Origin of the sequence: Arthrobacter sp. S41, from assembly GCF_004320535.1 — a bacterium.
Classification (GTDB): Bacteria; Actinomycetota; Actinomycetes; order Actinomycetales; family Micrococcaceae; genus Glutamicibacter.
This window is the reverse complement of the sequence record NZ_SIHY01000001.1, coordinates 377,529-397,597: the sequence shown is the minus strand read 5'-3', so window position 1 is coordinate 397,597 and position 20,069 is coordinate 377,529. Positions and strand designations below refer to the sequence as shown.

19 protein-coding genes are annotated in these 20,069 nt (G+C 51.9%); 5 read left to right on the top strand and 14 right to left on the bottom strand.

Features of this window, described 5'->3' with window-relative positions; genetic code table 11:
- Positions 1-143 precede the first annotated feature (143 nt).
- Positions 144-992 carry an ABC transporter permease gene (locus EYR88_RS01835; protein ID WP_131088038.1) on the bottom strand — a complete coding sequence of 283 codons (849 nt, stop codon included), beginning with the start codon at positions 990-992 and terminating at the stop codon, positions 144-146.
- A gap of 134 nt (positions 993-1,126) precedes the next feature.
- Positions 1,127-2,197 carry an LCP family protein gene (locus EYR88_RS01830; protein WP_131088037.1) on the bottom strand — a complete coding sequence of 357 codons (1,071 nt, stop codon included), beginning with the start codon at positions 2,195-2,197 and terminating at the stop codon, positions 1,127-1,129.
- 461 nt (positions 2,198-2,658) lie between these two features.
- Between EYR88_RS01830 and EYR88_RS01825 the strand changes: the two genes are divergently transcribed.
- Positions 2,659-3,372: an SGNH/GDSL hydrolase family protein gene (locus EYR88_RS01825; protein WP_165477258.1), complete on the top strand. Its 714-nt coding sequence runs from the start codon at positions 2,659-2,661 to the stop codon at positions 3,370-3,372.
- A gap of 203 nt (positions 3,373-3,575) precedes the next feature.
- Here EYR88_RS01825 and galU read toward each other — a convergent pair whose 3' ends face one another.
- On the bottom strand, positions 3,576-4,475 hold the full coding sequence (gene galU, locus EYR88_RS01820) for a UTP--glucose-1-phosphate uridylyltransferase GalU (RefSeq protein WP_131088035.1): 900 nt from the start codon (positions 4,473-4,475) through the stop codon (positions 3,576-3,578).
- Between the two features lie 92 nt (positions 4,476-4,567).
- Positions 4,568-5,035 carry a pantetheine-phosphate adenylyltransferase gene (gene coaD / locus EYR88_RS01815; RefSeq protein WP_131088034.1) on the bottom strand — a complete coding sequence of 156 codons (468 nt, stop codon included), beginning with the start codon at positions 5,033-5,035 and terminating at the stop codon, positions 4,568-4,570.
- A gap of 112 nt (positions 5,036-5,147) precedes the next feature.
- Here coaD and EYR88_RS01810 point away from each other — a divergent pair, with 112 nt between their 5' ends.
- Together EYR88_RS01810 and EYR88_RS01805 are read left to right on the top strand one after the other, a co-directional pair.
- Complete coding sequence (locus tag EYR88_RS01810) at positions 5,148-6,359, top strand: aminotransferase class I/II-fold pyridoxal phosphate-dependent enzyme (RefSeq protein ID WP_131088033.1); 1,212 nt, start codon at positions 5,148-5,150, stop codon at positions 6,357-6,359.
- Entirely contained in the window at positions 6,356-7,135 is a 780-nt protein-coding gene (locus EYR88_RS01805; protein ID WP_131088032.1) for a fused MFS/spermidine synthase, read from the top strand. Before EYR88_RS01810 ends, EYR88_RS01805 begins: the two co-directional genes overlap by 4 nt.
- On the opposite strand, the gene rsmD is transcribed toward EYR88_RS01805, so the two are convergent.
- From rsmD to EYR88_RS01785, 4 genes are read right to left on the bottom strand one after another with little or no spacing between them, the layout of a single operon-like run.
- Positions 7,112-7,696 carry a 16S rRNA (guanine(966)-N(2))-methyltransferase RsmD gene (gene rsmD / locus EYR88_RS01800; RefSeq protein ID WP_131088031.1) on the bottom strand — a complete coding sequence of 195 codons (585 nt, stop codon included), beginning with the start codon at positions 7,694-7,696 and terminating at the stop codon, positions 7,112-7,114. The two genes, EYR88_RS01805 and rsmD, sit on opposite strands and share 24 nt — an antisense overlap.
- 18 nt (positions 7,697-7,714) lie before the next feature.
- Positions 7,715-9,901 (bottom strand): ATP-dependent DNA helicase RecG, encoded by a 2,187-nt coding sequence (locus EYR88_RS01795; RefSeq protein ID WP_131088030.1) that lies wholly within the window; start codon positions 9,899-9,901, stop codon positions 7,715-7,717.
- Positions 9,894-10,862 carry a DAK2 domain-containing protein gene (locus EYR88_RS01790; RefSeq protein WP_131088029.1) on the bottom strand — a complete coding sequence of 323 codons (969 nt, stop codon included), beginning with the start codon at positions 10,860-10,862 and terminating at the stop codon, positions 9,894-9,896. The genes EYR88_RS01795 and EYR88_RS01790 overlap by 8 nt, the downstream gene beginning before the upstream one ends.
- A 22-nt stretch (positions 10,863-10,884) precedes the next feature.
- Positions 10,885-11,928, bottom strand: coding sequence for an LCP family protein (locus EYR88_RS01785; protein ID WP_131088028.1), 1,044 nt, complete (start codon positions 11,926-11,928; stop codon positions 10,885-10,887).
- Positions 11,929-12,063: 135 nt separating this feature from the next.
- On the opposite strand from EYR88_RS01785, the gene EYR88_RS01780 reads away from it, so the two are divergent.
- Positions 12,064-12,516: a DUF3515 family protein gene (locus EYR88_RS01780; RefSeq protein WP_131088027.1), complete on the top strand. Its 453-nt coding sequence runs from the start codon at positions 12,064-12,066 to the stop codon at positions 12,514-12,516.
- Positions 12,517-12,594: 78 nt separating this feature from the next.
- On the opposite strand, the gene EYR88_RS01775 is transcribed toward EYR88_RS01780, so the two are convergent.
- The 6 genes from EYR88_RS01775 to leuC form a co-directional block, all read right to left on the bottom strand.
- Entirely contained in the window at positions 12,595-13,707 is a 1,113-nt protein-coding gene (locus tag EYR88_RS01775) for a D-alanine--D-alanine ligase family protein (protein ID WP_131088026.1), read from the bottom strand.
- Positions 13,707-14,741 carry an NAD(P)H-dependent glycerol-3-phosphate dehydrogenase gene (locus EYR88_RS01770; protein ID WP_131088025.1) on the bottom strand — a complete coding sequence of 345 codons (1,035 nt, stop codon included), beginning with the start codon at positions 14,739-14,741 and terminating at the stop codon, positions 13,707-13,709. Before EYR88_RS01770 ends, EYR88_RS01775 begins: the two co-directional genes overlap by 1 nt.
- 33 nt (positions 14,742-14,774) lie before the next feature.
- Positions 14,775-15,458, bottom strand: a complete 684-nt coding sequence (locus EYR88_RS01765) for a lysophospholipid acyltransferase family protein (RefSeq protein WP_131088024.1) — start codon at positions 15,456-15,458, stop codon at positions 14,775-14,777.
- A gap of 98 nt (positions 15,459-15,556) precedes the next feature.
- A complete protein-coding gene (gene murA / locus EYR88_RS01760; protein ID WP_131088023.1) occupies positions 15,557-16,876 on the bottom strand; it encodes a UDP-N-acetylglucosamine 1-carboxyvinyltransferase in 1,320 nt (439 codons plus the stop codon).
- Positions 16,877-17,133: 257 nt separating this feature from the next.
- Positions 17,134-17,739 carry a 3-isopropylmalate dehydratase small subunit gene (gene leuD / locus EYR88_RS01755; protein WP_131088022.1) on the bottom strand — a complete coding sequence of 202 codons (606 nt, stop codon included), beginning with the start codon at positions 17,737-17,739 and terminating at the stop codon, positions 17,134-17,136.
- Positions 17,740-17,753: 14 nt separating this feature from the next.
- Positions 17,754-19,193 (bottom strand): 3-isopropylmalate dehydratase large subunit, encoded by a 1,440-nt coding sequence (leuC, locus tag EYR88_RS01750; RefSeq protein WP_131089754.1) that lies wholly within the window; start codon positions 19,191-19,193, stop codon positions 17,754-17,756.
- A 122-nt stretch (positions 19,194-19,315) separates the two neighbouring features.
- Here leuC and EYR88_RS01745 point away from each other — a divergent pair, with 122 nt between their 5' ends.
- On the top strand, positions 19,316-20,041 hold the full coding sequence (locus tag EYR88_RS01745; protein ID WP_131088021.1) for an IclR family transcriptional regulator: 726 nt from the start codon (positions 19,316-19,318) through the stop codon (positions 20,039-20,041).
- Positions 20,042-20,069 lie beyond the last annotated feature (28 nt).

The following is a 20,069-nucleotide window of genomic DNA, read 5'->3' as shown; positions in this document are numbered from 1 at the left end:
CCGGCTTACGCGATTCATCGACCGTCAGAGTAGAACGCTTAATATCCTCTGGTCTCACGACGTCTATGAAAGATGTGTCATCCGAAAAAATTGGGGCAGGCTCATACTCTGGATGCAGTCCAGGGTTGATGAGATCATCAAAACTAATTGGCACGACCGTAACGCTCCTCAGCCTTCCAGAAGTAAACAAGTCCAACAGCCAGTACTGCAACCGCCCAAACGCTGACAATAACCCAGCTCATCGGATTGTATTCAGAATCGTTCATGATCATTGCTCTAGCAAGATGCAGGGTCTGATACAACGGGTGGAATTCAAAAACGGTTACCAACCACGGCCAGCTGCTAAGGAGTCGGTCAACGTCAAAAAGAACGCCGGAGGTGTAGAACAGCATGCGGGAGATTAGCGGGAGAATTTGGGTGAAGTCTCTAACGTGAACCGTGATTCGAGCACACATCAGTGCAATGCCCATGTTAAACACTGAGAAAATGGCGATAAGTGGAATGACCCCAAACCAAGACCACTTGGGTGTAGTTCCGAGAATCATTGAGTAGATGAACATGACCAAAACCATGGGCATCAGCGTAAGTAGGTTTTGCGTTACCTGAGCTACCGGCAGGCTCAATCTGGGGAAGGAAAGGGACTGCACTAAGGCCGAGTTTCCCGTGATTGACTTGGCGCCACCGTTCATCGAGCTGGTGAAGAATTCAAAGAGAAAAACGCCAATAACTACGAAGACTGGGAAGTCTGGCCCCTTCTTGTCCCCCTGCAAAACACCGAAAATAACGCCATACATGATGGCGTTCATGGTCGGTTTCAGAACAACCCAAATCATTCCAAGGCGGTTCTGCTGGTTCTGTTTCTGAACTCGAGCCTTCGCTAACTCATAAATGAATTCGCGGCGCTCCCAAGTTTGCCTCAGATAGTCGCCCAGTGAAGGACGCGCACCTACTCGGTGCAGGCCGAATTTATCGGCCTCCTCTGCAACTGTCATCCCCAAAAGTCCTCATTCTCGAAGCTAACTGTGGCTCGGTTCGTAAGCACAGATGTTCAAAGTCTAGTAGATCGGACCATCGATCTTCGTGATTCAGTCTGATTATCAGTCGTTTTGTCACGCCCATCACAAGATTATTCACTTTCAGGTGGATTTACCTTGAGGTACTCCGCCATGGTGTCCGTACGCAATGCCTCGCCAATTCGGGCAACGGCTTGCTCACTGGCAAGCTCTATCGATTGACCTTGGGCATCGACCGAACTTCCCGCGGTAGGCATTGTAAACATAGCCATATTCCTTGTATCCACGTTCTTTAGCTGCATTCCAAGGCCAACCAAGGTTGCTGCATCAAAATCTTCATCAAAGGTTAGGTAAGGCGAAACGGTGTCCACAATGTCGTAAAGCTTGACTGGATTCGTCAGCGTATCCGAAGACAAGAGCTTGTTGGCGGCCGAGGCAATGAATTTTCGCTGGTTGACTACGCGCTGATAATCACCGTTTGAGAATGACTTACGTTCTCTAACAAACCGAAGGGCCCTGTCCCCTTCTAGGGCAACTGTGCCCTTTGGATAGAAGTAGTCTGTGTCATTTGCGGTAAAAGGAATGTCGTTTTCCACGCTCACTCCCCCGAGTGCGGTCGAGAGTTCTTTGAAACCTTCAAAATCGACCATGGCGACATGGTCGATTTTTGTATCAAACATACCTTCGACAGTCTGCATTAGAAGCGGAACACCACCCAATGAAACTGCGGCATTGAGCTTATTCTGGCCATGCCCGGGAATATCCACATACATGTCTCGAACCATGGACATGACGTAAATCTGCGAACGGTCTTCCGGAATATGCACAAGCATCATTGAGTCACTACGCTGCTCGACAGCACCGCTCAAAGCAGCTGATCCGTCACTGTCATCATCTGCATGATCCACGCCAAGCATCAAGACGTTCATCGACTTATCTTCAGGATCCTTCACAGGGCGAGCCTGCTGGTCTGCATCCGAAAAAGCCAATGACAGCGAATTAGATTTTGAGTTGAACTGTCGCTGAAGGTCGAAGACGTAGTAACCGGCTCCGAGCACACAAACCAACATCACTGCAACGACAGCGACGAAGACACTTCTAGTTCGTTTCTTCTTTTTCCGTTCAACCGCTTTGCGCGTACTACGTGACGCAAAACCCGACGACTCAGGAACTTCTTTTTTCAAACCAACTCCACGGGGATGACACACACCGAAGCAAACCAACGATCCGCGAGACTTCGCGCAAGCAAACACAATACCGACGCTAGTTGTGTTTACCCTGAGCAGAATCAGCCGATTCGCTAGTGATAATTACCACGATTAATCCACGAAATCATAGAATTAGCCGACCAATATTGCTTTCATACGTCATTGATCTATCGAATTAATCAAGAACTGAAGTTATTGAAACGAAAGTCCAATATGGATGTTTGGGGTGAGTCAACAAGAACAAACCTGCAGTATCAGACTCCCATGGAGCGAATCCGAGACTTCTCAAAGTGCGATGTAGGTCACTAGCTTCCCCGGCTGCCCGACACCCGGTATTCACACTCCACCGATAAACTAAGTCCTGCCGTCAAGAAGTAAGAGAATCGTCTTTGTGGGAGTGCCGAGTGCCTGACCACCCCAGCACCGATAGGAAATCCGTGGGTCGCAAGCTATCAATCGGACTAATCATATTAATCGTTCTTGCCGTAGGAGCAATTCCGGTAATTCGAAGCGTCACCACCTCTTCAGATCAGGCCAATGAGCCACTGCCAAGTACCGATCCGCAACAGACCACCACGATCAACACTTACGACCGTGTGCTGTTTGCGGGCGATTCCATCACCGTCGGTCGTGATGCTCGGGAACTGCCCAAGAGCTTTCGTGAACTTGTTGAGAAAAAGCTCAGCAGCGGAGGAACGAATTCAATCACGACCATTGCCAAGTCCGGTGCGAAGTTAAAGTACATCGCCGAGCGCAAGGGATTGCCCTCAAATGTCGACCTGGCGATCGTTGAGCTGGGGACCAACGACATAAGGGGACGCACACCGGCCCAAGTGTTCAAGCGTGAATATCAGGCCTACTTGAAAAAGATCAAAGCCAGCTCGCCAAAGGTAAAACTGGTTTGTCTAGGCGTGTGGCATGATTCAAAATCAAAGAATACTCAAGCTCTAGATCGCATCATTCGCGAATCATGCCTGCAAAACGGTGGCACTTATATTCAAATCTCAGACATCTTTGATCAGCCAGCCAATCGTGGGCCTGCCGGCGCCGTCACCTGGAAAGGGAAGTCAGACGCATTCCATCCAAATAATTTGGGTCATCAGGCCATCGCAAAAAGGCTTAGCCGCGAACTGGGGCTGCAGGCCAAATAAGTTTTGGGTTTAGGCGACCCATTCCGTTCTGGTATCTCTAGTGGCAATTCAGCTTCACGACGGACACATTTCAGCACCAGATCAGTTGAACCTTTGGATTCCACGAAGTTAGAACCTGAACCCTCAAAATAGAAGTGGCGACCTAGATTTTTCTAGGTCGCCACTTCTATAGCGTCTATGCCATCCGGAACAGGCCGGGAGCTCTAGTCGTCGAGTCCTGCTACAAAGTCCTTCAGCCAGGTCTTGAGTCCTGCGCCGAGATCTTCGTGGTCTACTGCCAGAGTGATATTTGCCTGAAGGTAGCTCAGCTTGTCGCCAGTGTCGTAACGGCGTCCACGGAACACAACAGCGTGCACACCAGCGCCCTCTCCTTCTGCAGCAGCAAGAACTTGAAGAGCGTCAGTCAGCTGAATCTCGTTGCCTCGTCCTGGAGCGGTGTGCTCAAGTACTTCAAACACACGTGGGTGAAGAAGATAACGTCCAATAATCGCCAAGTTGCTTGGTGCTTCGTCCACTGCCGGCTTTTCAACAAGCCCGTTGACCTTGACGTATTCTTCGCCTTCAACGACTGATACGTCGGCGCAACCGTATGCGCTAATCTGCTCTGGCTCAACTTCCATCAAAGCAATCACAGAACCACCGGTTTTTTGCTGAACTTCAGCCATCACCGACAGCAACTCGTCACGTTCATCGATCAGGTCATCGCCAAGCAAGACAGCGAATGGTTCATTACCGACGTGCTGCTTAGCGCACAAGACTGCATGGCCGAGCCCCTTTGGGTCACCCTGACGGACATAGTGAATGTCGCCCAAGTGAGTTGCTTCGTGAATTGCAGCCAGTTTTTTCTTGTCGCCCTTAGCCTCTAGCGAGTACTCCAACGATGGAACTCGGTCAAAGTGATCCTCAAGAGCCCGCTTACTACGGCCGGTGACCATTAAAAGGTCGGTGAAGCCAGCCTTTACAGCTTCCGAGACAACGTACTGGATAGCTGGCTTATCGACAACTGGCAGCATCTCCTTTGGCATTGCCTTGGTTGCTGGCAAGAAGCGAGTACCCAAACCTGCGGCTGGGATTACTGCTTTAGTGATGACTCGTGGATTCATTTTAGAAATACCGTCCGAAAAAGTGAGAGTGATCTTTCAAGACCCTAATCTTATATCTACCCTGTGTAATTACCAATTGCGTTAAGCATCAGCTATTCAAGGAGCCGTTTTTTGACTGAACGGGGGAAGTACTCGTCAACGTCTCCACCCAGTGCTTGAACTTCCTTCAACAGTGAAGAAGACAGATGAGTGAAGCGAGTATCTGCCTGTAGGAACACCGTCTCGACGCCAGTTAGGTGTCGATTCATGGTCGCCATGGGAATTTCATATGCGTAATCCACAGTGCTACGAAGTCCTTTGACTATGGCCTCGGCGCCGTTCTCCTTGCAGAAATCAGCCAGGAGCCCCTGCCCCATCGGGACAGCAGTTACGCCGCGCAACCCCCCGACGGTCTCTTCAACCATTGCTACGCGCTCGTCTTCACTAAACCGATATTTCTTGGAATAGTTCGTAGACACAGCAACGATCACCTCGTCAAAAAGGCTTGCCGCACGCGCAATGATTTCAACGTGACCATTGTGGATTGGGTCAAAGGATCCGGGGCATACTGCTCTTCGCATGAACTGAATCTATCAAGAACTCAGCTCAATTGTTGGTTCTAAGGTAAATGTCATGCAACCATTTGTTGACTAAATTGCCAACAAACCATTGCAAGGCACTCATAATGAACCTATGGGTATTTCAATGACTCCTTGGCAACGTACAGCGCACGGGGCGAATCTTCTGGACTCTGCCGGTCAACCCGGAGTGACGATCTTTGAAGAGATCACCGCACTCGCCAACAAACATAATGCAATCAACTTAGGTCAAGGTTTCCCGGATACTGAAGGTCCGGAGGAAGTCCGCCAAATTGCTATAGATTCCATAATGGGCGGGGCCAATCAGTATGCGCCGGGATCCGGAACCCTGCAGCTCAGAGAGGCAATATCAGAGCATCAGAACCGCTTCTACTCGTTAAAGATCGATCCACTATCTGAGGTAGTTGTAACGACTGGTGCAACTGAGGCCATCGCCGCGGCGCTACTGGCTTTCATAGAACCAAGCGACGAGGTAGTGACTTTCGAGCCGTTTTATGACTCTTATGCGGCCATGATCGGCTTAACGAATGCACAGCATAAGGTAGTTCCACTGCGAGCTCCCGCGTTTGAACCCGACCTAGATGACCTTCGCAGTGCTGTTACGGACCAAACTCGAGTCATTCTCATCAATAACCCGCACAATCCCACTGGTGCGGTATTTTCACTTACTGTTCTCAATGAGATCATAGCCTTGGCTCATCAGCACAACTGCATCATTGTCTCCGATGAAGTCTATGAACATCTCACCTTTGGTACGAAGCATGTTCCGATTGCAAGCCTGCCTGGCGGTTTTGAACGAACGCTCACGATCTCGTCTTCCGGTAAATCATTTTCTTTCACGGGTTGGAAAGTCGGCTGGGCCACAGGTCCTAAAGAACTGATCACGGCGCTTCGAACAGTCAAGCAGTTCCTCACCTACTCCTCAGGCCCAGCCTTTCAGCCAGCAATTGCCCAAGCTCTACAGCTACCAGGTCCATTCTTTGAAAGATTCGCCGCGACACTAGAGGAAAGCGCAATAGCGTTGTCCCGTGGGCTGGAGGCGGCTGGCATCCCTGTCATCAGGCCCAAGGGCACATATTTCCTTGTGGCAGACATTAATCAATTTAAGCGCAAGGATGCCGTGGAGGTAGCACGATTGATGCCTGAACAAGTTGGGGTCGCTGCGATACCGTTGTCAGTGTTTGCGCGCCCCGAAAACATGAAGCACTATCAAGGCTTCTTACGATTCGCTTTCTGCAAACAACCCCAGGTGATCGCCGCTGCAGTAGAAAAGCTCCAGCACCTACCAGAGGTATTAAACCGATGAGCAAAACAGCAAAACGTTGGCTTGGATTCGTCCAAGAGCACGCAACAATTTATGATGACGATTTGATCCCAGGATCAAAAATTCTGGCCATCGGTGATGCTCCGCAGTCACATGTGAACTTGGCGCACCCTGAAGAGGTCTTCTACGAATATCTTGCCCGCGTTGCTAATCATTTGCGGGTGCTGCGCACCCCGGATAAACCGCTCAAAATGCTCCATCTGGGTGCAGGAGCTCTAACGCTGGCCCGGTGGGCCAGCGTTGTCTACCCTTCTAGCACCCATGTTGCAGTCGATATTGAACGTGAACTACTGGACTTTGTCCTAACTCAATTGCCGCTACCTGCTCAATGCCAACTACGACCAATTGTCGCCGATGCAAGATCGGTCTTGAGCGATCAACTAGCAAACGAAAAATTTGATGTCATAGTTTTGGATATCTTCTGTGGTCCGGAAGCTCCCGGACACCTGACTACAGCTGACTACTACTCAGAACTTCTAAATTCATTGTCTGAGGGCGGACTACTGTTCGTTAACATTGGCGATGATCCCCCGTTGAACTTTGCGAGGTCTCAAGTCGTTGCAGCTCAGTCAGTCTTTAAATTCGTAATGCTCAGTTCAAGCCCCGAAATGTTTACACAACGCTATCCGGGAAACTTGATCCTCACCGCCATGCACAGCCCATTACCCGAAGACATGGTTGAGCGATGCCAAGCAGCCGGGCCATATCCTTCAGAGGTGCGGCACTCACTGGACCTAGACCGGTTCAGCAAACCATAGGTGCGTTTCTCCGTATTTTTTATCTGAGAAATTCTCTAGGCCCTCGGGCCAGGTTGGTTCGGGTGAACGAGCCGAGCGTTCGATAACAACTGTCGCGTCATCAGCCAGAATCTTGGATATCTTGCCCAAAGTAACCATTAGCTCTTCTTCGGTCAGCGGGTAAGGAGGATCTAAAACGACAAGGTCGAATGTTCGGTTCGGCAGACCCGTACTGCTTGACACGAAACTGTCTAGAACTGAATCAACAGAACCGCGTTGCACAGCAACCACCGATGCCTTGAGCGCCTTGTTAACCATGGACGCATTTTGCTGGCAAACACTCGCTGCCTTAGACGCTTTTTCAACAAGCACAACTTGGCGTGCGCCCCGGCTTGCCGATTCAATACCAAGAGCGCCTGACCCTGCAAATAGGTCCAGAACACGTGCACCAGAAAGCACGTCCCAGCTCTCTAAGCGGGAAAACAGTGCTTCCTTGACTCGATCCGTAGTTGGTCGCGTCGCATCTCCGGGTACTGACTTCAACGGATTTCCGCCCGCTGCACCGGCAATAATACGGCTCATTCCAGCCTCAATCTTTAGTTAGTTCTTATTCAAAAATTCTTGAGATGACTCGTCCACCCAGGAACCAGCCATCTTCAGCAGTTCTGGGTATTTGTTTTGCCACTCGGATACATTCATCAGCGCCTCAACATTGGCCCTGGCCTGTTCAATGAGCTTACGGTCCTTGATAATGCTTAGCTCTTTCAAGGCTGACCTACTTCCGGACTGCTGCGCACCGAGAATATTGCCTTCCCGACGTTCAGCCAAGTCCGCTTCAGCCAATTCAAATCCATCCATGGTGGACTCGATTGTTTTCAGTCGCCCCACCGAAGGATGATCAGCATCCAGCCATGTAGTCATCAGGCACGTTCCCTGCAAGCCGCCACGACCAACACGTCCGCGAAGCTGGTGTAGCTGTGAGATTCCGAATCGTTCAGCGTCCATGATCACCATGAGAGTCGCGTTGTGGACGTCAACGCCAACCTCGATGACCGTCGTGGAAACTAAAACATCGATGTTGCCCCCTGCGAATGAGTCCATAACGTCTTGCTTGTCCTCTGAGTCCAATTGCGAGTGCAATGCTTCGACCCGTACGTTAGCGAAACTTGGCATGCCGGCCAGTAGCTCCATCATGGCTTCAACGCTCATGGTTTGGCCCGACGATTCTTCATACGTCGATAGAAGTACACCTTGTTCTGCAGCGGTGTCAGTGATCCTAGGGCACACAACATACACTTGGTGCCCCTGACTCACTTCTTCCGTAATTTTCGAGAACAACCGTTCCCGGAAACTGGTCAGTTGCATTGGCACAATATGCGTTTGAATGGGCGCACGTCCAGCTGGCAAACGCTTGATGGTAGAGGTGTCTAGATCCCCAAATACTGTCATCGCGACGGTACGTGGAATTGGAGTGGCCGTCATGACCAAAGTGTGTGGAACCGCGTCACCAGACTTGGCTCGCAACGCATCGCGTTGCTCAACGCCAAATCTGTGTTGCTCGTCAACAACGACAAGCCCGAGTTCGGCAAACTGCACCTGGTCGCTAAGCAAGGCATGGGTACCGATAATCAAACCGATCTCGCCACTGGCGATGCCCAACAGGGCTTGTCGTCGTTGTGCCGTTTTTGCAGAACCGGTCAGAAGAGCTACGCCAGCCCCCTCGCCTTCACCGAATAGTCCTGGGTCTGCAAGCCCGCCCAACATCTTAGTAATGGACGCAAAGTGCTGAGCGGCCAAAACTTCCGTTGGCGCTAAGAGGGCGGCTTGTCCCCCACCATCAATGACTTGGAGAATTGCCCTCAATGCGACGATCGTTTTACCGGAGCCCACTTCACCCTGTAAAAGACGGTGCATTGGATGTGGTTGGGAAAGATCAGACGCAAGCTGATCCCCTACTTGTAGCTGGTCTTCGGTCAAGGTAAAAGGCAATTGCGCTTCAAACTTGTCAGCCAGCTTCCCGGACTGACGCGGACGCGCAACGGCGTGCTGGGCACCGAGCTGACGACTACGTTCAGCGAGGGTCAGCTGCAATACAAATGCTTCTTCATAGGCAAAACGTTGACGGGCAACGTACGCGTGCTTCACCTCGCGTGGCGCATGTCGCTGCAGGTACGCCTGGAAACGCTGGGGGTAATGATTTGATCCAAGAAGGTCACTAGGGAGAAATTCAGGAAGGTTCTCTTCGGTGACGTGTGGGAGAAGCAGCCCTATCAAATCTCGTATCCGTTTATTGGGCATCTTTGCCGATGCCGGATAGATAGGAATTGGTCGAGGGTCCGCTTGGGAGGCTTCGTCCAATACTGCGTAGTCTGGTTGGCTGAGTTGTAAGTGGTCTTGATACCAACCAACTTTTCCACTGAACATCGCGATAGTACCGACAGTCAGATCCGTGCGCGCTTGATAACCATTAAAGAAAGTCATCTTCAGTTCTTGTCCGCCAGAGCTCAGCTCATCACTAACCGTAACCTCATAGATGAAGCCTCGGCGTGAGTGCATCTGACGTTGGCTAACGTTGACAACCTGAGCGACCACGGTGACGTGTTCATCAAATGGCAACTCAGCGATAGGGGTCAGCTCACCGACTTCAACATATCGACGCGGAAAGTGCCACAGCAATTCCCCTACTGTTGTATATCCAAAAGCCTTTTCCAGTGCCGTGGCGTTCTTGTCGCCAAGGTAGGTGGAAAGTCCTGAAGCCTCAAATGAAACCAGGGTCTGTTCAGTCATCATTCGTGCACAAGTCGGTGACGCTGACATTTACGGGATCGCCGTATTTCCCAATTAGTTCTATGGCTGGCTCTGCTTCAGGAACATGGACATGGACTCGCCAACGATAGGTATCTTCTTCCAATTGGTTCACCGGCGACATGATCACCGAATTGCCCATGGCGTCTAGCTGACCACGCAACGTGGCCGCACCCAAGGCATCTAAGGAAACGGTGCACATGACTTCAACCCCGGACTCGGTTTCTCGATTCAGGTGAACATGCGGATCCTGCACCCTGTAGCCATGGAATGATTCATAAGATTCAAAATCAGTGACGTCATTACGGATCGCTGCACAGAGCTCATCAATGATGATCAGCATGCCCACTGCTCCGGCATCAACAACTCCGGCCTCAAGCAGTGGTTCCAATTCCGTTTCCGTACCCTTGACCGCTAGCTGCGCCGCCTGAGTCATTTGGGTCAACAGTGCGTCTAATGCAGCACGGCTTTCGAGATCAGTCTTGATGTGCGAAAGAGTCGATCCGGCAGCTAGAGCTATCGCATTAATTACCGAAAGCATGGTGCCTTCAACCGGTTCACTCAATGCCGACCACGAGCGTACCTTTGCCCGCTCCAATCCCAGAGCGAGCAGAGGTGCGGTCAGCCGTTCGTGGCCAATCCATGGCTCACTGAGGCCGCTGAGAAAGACGGCAAAAAGGGTTCCTGAGTTACCGCGGGCGGACTCCATGGACGCGCGCGCAGCAACTTCAAGAAAACCACCGATATCGTCACTTTTCAGTTCACTAACTGCATCGTGCCCAGCGCGTGCGGTGAGGTAGAGATTGCTCCCGGTATCCCCGTCTGCGACTGGAAAGACGTTGATGGCATTAAGTCGATCAGAGTGGTTCCCGAGACTCTTGACGCTCCGCGCAAGCCATTCATGAATTGCGCGCACGGAGGTATCGAGCTTTTGGGGAGTCATGGATTCCTAGTCCTTAATTGAACTATTTAGATAGATCAGTGGTGTTCACGAACTCAGAAACTTTATCGTCCTGAAGCGCTTGACCAAACTTATCAATGGCTGCCATGTCTGGAACCACGATTGACTGACCATCTGCGGATCGACCGGTGCCACTATTTGGAAGGGTGAAGAATTCCATGTCGCTCTGACGGATGTTGAGCATAGATGATGCATATGAAGCTACCTGAGCAGAATCAAGCGAATCATCAACAGCAATGTATGGGGCAATCTGTCCCACAGCGTCTGACACCTTTGCAGGGTTAGTCAGGGTGTCTTTAGACATGATCTGACCAAGCAGGGCCTTGACGAACAGCTGCTGGTTCTTGACGCGCTGGTAGTCGCTTTCGGGGAACGCGTGGCGTTCACGAACGAACGCTAATGCTTGATCACCGTTGAGGGTCTGAACACCTTCAGGGAAATTGTTGCCCTTGAAAGATGTTGAATTGAATGCACGTGGATTGTTGATGGTCACGCCACCAACGGCATCAGTGAGTCCCTTGAATCCTTCAAAGTCAATTGACGCAACGTGATTGATGCGAACACCGAATAGACCTTCGAGGGTTTCAACTGCTTTGGAGACACCACCATGGGCGAAGGCCGCATTAACCTTTGCTTCACCTACACCTGGGATGTTCAACCAGGTATCACGCATGATGGAGGTGACGAAAATATTCTTGTGATCCGAAGGGATATGAACCAACATCATCGTGTCGGAACGACCGCCATTTGGCAGTGTGCCAAAGTCTTCGCTGTCTTCCGACGCATCTCGCGTGGCCCGAGTGTCTGTACCTAGCAGAAGAATATTGACTGCATCCTTGGACTCGTCCTTAACTTCAGGACGGGTGTCCTCGTTAGGGAAGGCATCAGCAATCTTGCCGCTTTCGGAGTCGAATGTTCGCCCCAGATTCCAAAGGTAGCCGGCGGCTACAAGCGCCGCAATTGCGACCAAAACAAGAATACTCAGTACTATCGCGCGGCCAGTATGTTTTTTCTTTACTGGCTGACTCGCATGTGCATCGAAGGACATATGCTACCTTTCACAGTTTCATCTGAATACATCTTATCTGTCAGCGTAGGGATGTAGGCTTATGAAGTGTCTAAACTCAGTGTGAATTCCGAAGTGTCGCCGAAATGTTATGCAAATATAAAAAAGATTGCGGCCATGGCGGCAAGCGTAGTTGCACTTGCTTCTCTCACTGCTTGTTCATCTGTCGCCGCCGTTGATGCTGCACCTGACGCGGCCAATCCTGCCTGCGCAGAGATGATGGTGGCGTTACCTGATTTGATCGGGGACGCACAACGACGGTCCACAACTTCTCAAGCTACCTCAGCTTGGGGCGATCCTTCGCAAGTAGTACTGCGTTGCGGCGTGCAAGTTCCTACGCCTACTTCAGATCCGTGCGTATCAGTCAATGATGTTGATTGGGTTGCTCACGAAGATGAAAAGACAAAGATCTGGACATTGACCACCTACGGACGCACCCCTGCGACAGAAGTGGTGCTTGATCCGAACGTCATACCTTCCAGCACGGTGCTCGCTTCCCTTTCTGACGCGGCGGCCAAGATTCCAGCCCAAAAGGCGTGTGTTAGCGTCGATAAGGCAGAAAAGCTGTAGCCAAGAAGCACTGAGCAATAACAAAGCGAGGAGACGAATCGTCTCCTCGCTTTGTTATTTGCAAATGCAGTATGTCGTTTAGCGCAGACCTACGTTTCGTTCAGTCGCCAAAGCTATGAGCTCATTGATGAGCTCTGGATATTCAATGCCAGTCTTGTCCCACATTTGTGGGTACATGCTTGACGGCGTAAAGCCCGGCATGGTGTTGATTTCATTGATGATCCACTCGCCCTCGGGCGTGTAGAAGAAATCAACGCGGGATAGACCTTCTGCGTCCAAAGAGTCAAAGGCTTTGACTGCAAGCTCGCGGATTTCTGCGGTGGCTTCTTCACTCAGTTCAGCGGGGCAACTGAGCTGGGCTGCGGTGCCATCCACATATTTCGCTTCAAAATCGTAGAAGGTGTGTCCGTTCGCTGCCACGGCAACTTCACCGGGCAACGAAGCTCGTGCGGCTGAACTACCGCGGCCTTCCAATACGCCACACTCAATTTCGCGACCAACGATGCCTTGCTCAACGATCACCTTTGGGTCTTCGGCCCGAGCGACATCGATTGCGGCGCGAAGTTCCGATGGGACATCCACCTTGGTGATACCCACAGAGGAACCTGCACGGGCAGGCTTTACGAACAGTGGGTACTGAAGATTCTGGCAACGTTCTAGAGCAGCTTCGCTATCGCGCAGCCACTCCTTATTGGTGATGACCTCGTAAGGTCCAACGTTGAATCCGGCGCCTTCGAAAACGACCTTCATGAAGTGCTTATCCATGCCCATGGCACTGGCGGCAATTCCGGAGCCGACGTAAGGAACGCCTGCAGTTTCCAGCATTCCCTGGATCGATCCATCTTCACCGAAAGGACCGTGAAGCAGTGGGAAGACCACATCGACTTCAGCAACCTCAGAAATGGTCGCACCAGTCAATGACTGCAGAGATGTTGTATTAGTTTCAGGAGACAACTGCACCGGGTGGTCAACGGAGGAGATCTCCGGCAGCTGGCCGGAGTCCAAAGCCCAGCCCTCTGGGTCTTTGTCCAGCAAGGTCCAGCCACCGTCACGAGTAATTCCAACTGGAAGCACGTCAAAACGTTCACGATCAATGGCATGCATGACACCGGCTGCCGTTACACAAGATACGGAGTGCTCAGATGAACGACCGCCGAAAAGGAGCAGGACTCGGAGTTTACGATCAACCATTAGTGCTGTTCTCCTTCAGACTTCAATTCACGCGAAAGTAGACGTGCTGCCATGTTTTCAACACTTAGCTTACCTTCAAGAACCATGACTACTGCTTCAGTAATTGGCATTTCGACCTTGTGAGTCTGCGCCAGATCAAATACTGCACGTGCAGACTTGATGCCTTCAGCAGTCTGAGACATGCGGTCATTGACCTCTTCCAGGAAAAGTCCCTGCCCCAGCAAACGGCCCGCGGTGTTATTACGCGACAATGATGAGGAGCACGTTGCCACCAAGTCACCCAGGCCGGAGAGCCCTGCCAAAGTATCTAGTCGGCCACCGAGTGCGAGAACTAGACGAGTGGTTTCTGCCAAGCCGCGGGTGATGACAGTTGATTTTGTATTATCGCCCATGCCCATGCCGTCACACATACCAACAGCGAGGGCAATGATGTTTTTGACGATTCCGCCAAGCTCCACGCCCAACACATCATCATTGGTGTAAGGACGGAAATATGGTGCTGAACAAAGTTCTGCAATCCACTCAGCAGTTTCTGAATCTGTGCAAGCTACAACCGAGGCAGTTGGCTGCTCACGGGCAATCTCCATTGCAAGGTTTGGACCTGAAAGCACGGCTACTTGTTCGGCTGGCAATCCAGTCACTTCCGAAATGACTTCGCTCATGCGTAGATCGGTGCCGCGTTCCAGACCCTTCATCAGCGAAAGCAAAACCACGCCAGGCGCAAAGTGTTCTTTGAACGCCGCCAGTTCCTGTCGCAACGACTGGGACGGGATGGCAAGAACCACCAAATCCGCATCCGTTAGCACTTCACGCTGATCTGAGGAAGCCGAGATGTTCGCCGGAAGCTTCGTTTCACGCAGATAGCGCGAATTGGTGTGGCGATCATTAATTTCTGCAGCTGCGTCATCACGGCGAGCCCAGATTTGCACCGGAGTCCCTTTGTCCACAACGGAATCGGCAAGCACTTTGGCGAAGGTGGTTCCCCAGCTACCGGCACCCATGACGGCAATTTTACGTGGAAGCGGCTTAGTCATTATCTGTCCTCTAGAAAGTGATGATGAAGTCGATTAGTTTTCTGGCTTTTCGAAACTACGGCCGGTCTGAGTTTGGCCGTGGTCACTGGGATCCCAGCGAGTCGCCGGAGCTTCTTCTTGACGAAGTTCAGCCTGCAAACCGGTAATTGCATCCATGATACGGTCAGTGGCTTCTTGAAGAACGGTGCGAGTACGAGGGCCATCACGCAAATCATCAAGATTTACCGGCGCTCCAACAGCGACGGTTACGTGTTTGCGAGGGAACAAATACATCTTTTTGGAATACCTAGGCAGTAGCTCTTGGTCTCCCCAGTGGGCCATAGGCACGACCGGCGCACCGGTCTGCAGCGCAAGACGCGCAGCACCAGTGCGACCGACCATTGGCCATAAATTTGGATCTCGGGTAAGGGTACCTTCTGGGTAGATCACAATGACTCCCCCAGCGTCCAGAACTTCTTGCGCTGATTTCAGAGATTCACCAGCACTAGCTGAACTACGTGTCACCGGAACCTGACCGGTCTTCTTAAGGAACCACCCAAGCACAGGAACCTTAAACAAAGATTCCTTTGCCAGCCACCGTGGGAGCCTGCCGTTGCTATAGATTGCGTGGCCAACCACCAACGGATCAATTTCCGTCAAGTGATTAGGGCACACAATGTAGCCACCCTTTGGAAGAGAATCAAAGCCCTTCCATGACTTGCCTGTCATCACGTTCATGCCTGAACGGACTATTCCTGCCAAGACAGAAAACACAAGTTTGGTGCTAGCAGACTCTCCGGGAGCCAGGATCTTTACCACGTACGAGATCCCCTTAGTTAGTTGCTCAGCTCGACGTTTGCGCCCAGACCCTGAAGCTTGTCCATGAAGTGCTCGTAACCGCGGTTGATGATTTCAATCCCGGTCACACGGCTGGTACCTTCAGCTGCCAAAGCAGCGATCAGGTGCGAGAAGCCACCACGCAAGTCTGGAACGTCAATGTCTGCGCCGCTGAGTTTTGCAGGACCGACAACAACTGCAGAGTGCTTGAAGTTTCGCTGGCCAAACCGGCAAGGAGTGGAACCAAGGCAGTCAGTGTGCACCTGAACCGTAGAACCCATGCGCACCAATGCGTCGGTGAAACCGAAACGGTTTTCATAGACCGTCTCGTGAATTACCGAGACACCCTTAGCCTGGGTCAAAGCAACAACCAACGGCTGCTGCCAGTCGGTCATGAAGCCGGGGTGAACGTCGGTTTCGAGGATCAACGGATTCAGATCTCCACCTGGGTGGTAGAAACGAATGCCGTTGGACTTGACCTCGAACTCGCCACCAATCTGGCGGTATACGTGCAGGAATGCGGTCAGGTCACGCTGCTGCGCGTCCTGAACGAAAATATCACCCTTGGTCACCAGCGCTGCCGAAGCCCATGAAGCTGCCTCGTTGCGGTCTGGCAGGGAGGTGTGGTCAAAGCCGCTGAGCTTATCTACACCCTGAATACGGATCACACGGTCACGGTGTACAGAGATGATTGCGCCCATCTTCTGCAACAGCGAGATCAAATCTAGGATTTCTGGCTCAATAGCTGCGTTACTGACCTCGGTAACACCCTTAGCGCGAACCGCCGAAAGCAGTACCTGCTCGGTGGTACCAACGCTTGGGTACTGGAGGTTCAGCTTGGCGCCGGTGAGACCGTTTGGAGCCGAGATACGAATGCCATCAGGAGCCTTGTCTACGACTGCACCGAATTCGCGAAGAACTTCTAGGTGGAAATCGATTGGACGGTCACCAATGCGGCAACCACCAAGGTCTGGAATGAAGGCTTCACCCAGTGCGTGGATCAGTGGGCCACAGAAAAGAATAGGAATACGTGAATCACCAGCGTGCGCATCAATTGCTTGATTCGACGCGGTCTTCACATTGGTTGGATCCAGCGAGAGGTCACCGGTGGTTGGGTCCTGATCAACCTTGACTCCGTGGATTTCAAGCAAGCTGCGTACTACAACGACATCTTTAATCTCCGGTACGTTTCGCAAAACCGAAGGAGTGTCACCGAGCAGAGCTGCAACCATGGCTTTTGGCACTAGGTTCTTAGCTCCACCGACTCGTACGGTGCCCTTAAGTGGGACACCACCATGGATCGTCAAGATCTTACCCATGTATGAATTACCTCATCGCGTAGTCGTTATCGCCCGCCGAAGCTTTTGAGCTTTCGAACTGGCAGGACTTAGCAAGCATACCGCTTATCAAGCTGTTGATACGTTCAGGTCATCGTGTGGCGCACACATTGTGAGCATGCTTTCAGCCACGTCAGCCTTCTCGCACGGTATGTGCGTCCTTAAAGAAAGGTAGGTCCGTTCTTCACCTATTTGAACAGATGAGAACGGACCTATTATTCCGCAATAGCGCGTGAGAATTACCCGGCGGTTTTAGCAGGCAGGGTTTTTGGCTTGTATAACGGGCGCGTGGCTTCATACGCCGTGATGGCGTCTTCCTGCTGTAAGGTCAGCCCGATGTCATCCAAACCTTCCATCAGGCGCCAGCGTGTGTAATCATCAATCTGGAACGGAGCAGAAATCGATCCACACTGAACCGTGCGTGACTCAAGATCAACGCTCACGGTAGTCCCTGGATTATTTTCCAGTTCCTTCCAGATCAGCTCAATATCACTTTGAGCAACCTCGGCAGCAACCAATCCCTGCTTGCCAGAGTTCCCACGGAAGATATCAGCAAACCGAGCTGAGATTACAGCTTTGAAGCCGTAGTCCTTCAGCGCCCATACTGCGTGCTCACGAGAAGAACCGGTACCAAAGTCTGGGCCCGCTACCAACACAGAACCTGCGTTGAAAGGTTCCTTGTTCAGGATGAAGTTCTCGTCGCGGCGCCAGCCAGCAAACAAGGCATCCTCAAACCCAGTACGGGTAATACGCTTCAGATAAACGGCAGGGATGATCTGGTCCGTGTCCACGTTGCTCTGACGCAGTGGGACACCAATGCCGGTATGAGTAAGAATCTTTTCCATGATGGTAATCCTTTCTAGACTGCGGCCGGAGTATTGGCCAGGTCGCTAGGTGAAGACAGGGTTCCGCGCACTGCGGTTGCAGCTGCAACCAGTGGTGAGACCAAGTGGGTACGCCCACCCTTGCCCTGACGTCCTTCAAAGTTTCGGTTGGAGGTCGAAGCGCAACGCTCTCCTTCATCCAACTGGTCTGGATTCATTCCCAGGCACATTGAGCAACCGGCGAAACGCCATTCTGCTCCAAAGTCTTTGAATATCTGATCCAAGCCTTCTGCTTCGGCTTCCAAGCGAACGCGAGCCGAACCAGGAACGACAATCATCCGCACGTTTGGATCTTTAACCTTGCCCTTGACTACTTCTGCAGCCGCTCGCAGATCTTCCATGCGGGAGTTTGTGCATGAACCTAAGAAGACCGTGTCTACTCGGATGTCCTTCATTGGCGTGCCGCCAGTCAGGCCCATATAGGTCAATGCGCGTTCGCAAGCCTTACGGTCATTCTCGTCTTCATAATCTTCCGGAGAAGGAACACTCTGCGAGAGCGAAACGCCTTGACCAGGGTTAGTACCCCAGGTGACAAACGACTCAAGTTCATCAGCATTCAGGAAGACTTCTGCGTCAAAGCTCGCGCCTTCATCAGAATGCAAGGTGTTCCAGTTGGCAACTGCTGCGTCCCAGTCTTCGCCTTGTGGCGCGTGTGGACGTCCCTTGACGTATTCAAAAGTCGTTTCATCCGGAGCAATCATGCCTGCGCGAGCGCCAGCTTCAATTGACATGTTACAGATGGTCATACGTGCGTCCATGGACAGCGAGCGAATTGCTGAACCGCGGTATTCAAGTACGTAACCTTGACCGCCACCGGTACCGATCTTGGCAATAACAGCCAAGATAATATCCTTCGCGGTAACTGCGGGTTTCAGTGTGCCTTCAACGTTGATGGCCATCGTCTTGAATGGCTTTAGGCTCAGCGACTGAGTAGCCATGACGTGTTCAACTTCGGAAGTTCCGATACCAAATGCCAAAGCGCCGAAGGCACCGTGGGTTGAGGTGTGAGAGTCTCCGCAAACAACAGTCATGCCAGGCTGGGTCAGCCCCAGCTGGGGGCCGACAACGTGAACGATTCCCTGTTCCTTGTCACCCAGCGAGTGCAGACGCACGCCGAACTCTTTACAGTTCTCGCGCAAGGTTTCAATCTGCGTACGGCTGGTGAGATCAGCAATAGGCTTATCGATTTCAAGCGTTGGAGTGTTGTGATCTTCTGTCGCAATGGTCAGATCTGGACGACGAAGTTGACGTCCCGCTAAGCGCAAACCTTCAAAGGCCTGCGGGGAGGTCACCTCGTGTAATAGGTGGAGATCAATGTAGATCAAATCAGGCTGACGGGCTTCGCCGTTGCCTTCTCCATGGCGCACAACGTGTGCGTTCCAAACTTTTTCTGCCAATGTCTGGGGCGACTGCATGACGGACATGCGACACACTCCTCAAGCTACGTAATTGTGGTAGTTCAACTTTGACACTTCACAGAGAGTCTTTTCCAGTATGCGGACTTGAATCTCAAATAATGAGACGTGATACTGACTGTATGACTATTGGTAGCGGTGTAGGCGTACTCGACAAAGCAGCGGCTATTCTCAACGCGCTTGAGAATGGACCCACTTCCCTTTCTCAGCTTGTGGACCTGACCGATATTTCACGTCCCACAGTGCATCGCATTGCTCAATCCTTGGTGCATCACGGACTCGTTGGACGAGACATGCATGGACGTTTTGAGCTGGGCAACCGGTTAGTAGAGCTGGCTAGCGCCGCCGGCGAAGACCGTCTTGTGAGCGCCGCTGGATCGATTCTGATTAAGCTTCGAGATATCACCGGTGAGAGTACTCAGATTTTCCGCAAGCAGGGTGACTTCCGTGTGTGCATTGCCAGCGCAGAACGACCTATCGGCTTACGAGACACCATTCCGGTAGGAACACAGCTATCCATGAAGGCAGGCTCCGCCGCCCAGATCCTGCTTGCGTGGGAAGACAATGAACGCATGGTTGATGGGCTTCACCATGCCCGCTTCACTCCAACAATCCTCGCCGGCGTGCGCAGACGTGGTTGGGCTCAATCACTGGGCGAACGTGAACCTGGCGTCGCTTCCGTGTCAGCTCCAGTCCGCGGACAGTCTGGAAGAGTCATCGCCGCGTTATCGCTGTCAGGACCGATTGAACGTCTAACCCGACAGCCCGGCAAGATACACCATGAAGCGGTGACCAGCGCGGCCCACGAACTTTCCGAACTACTGCGCGTTCAGAACGACCACATCTAAGCGCTGAGTTGCACTACGCTGTGGTCGC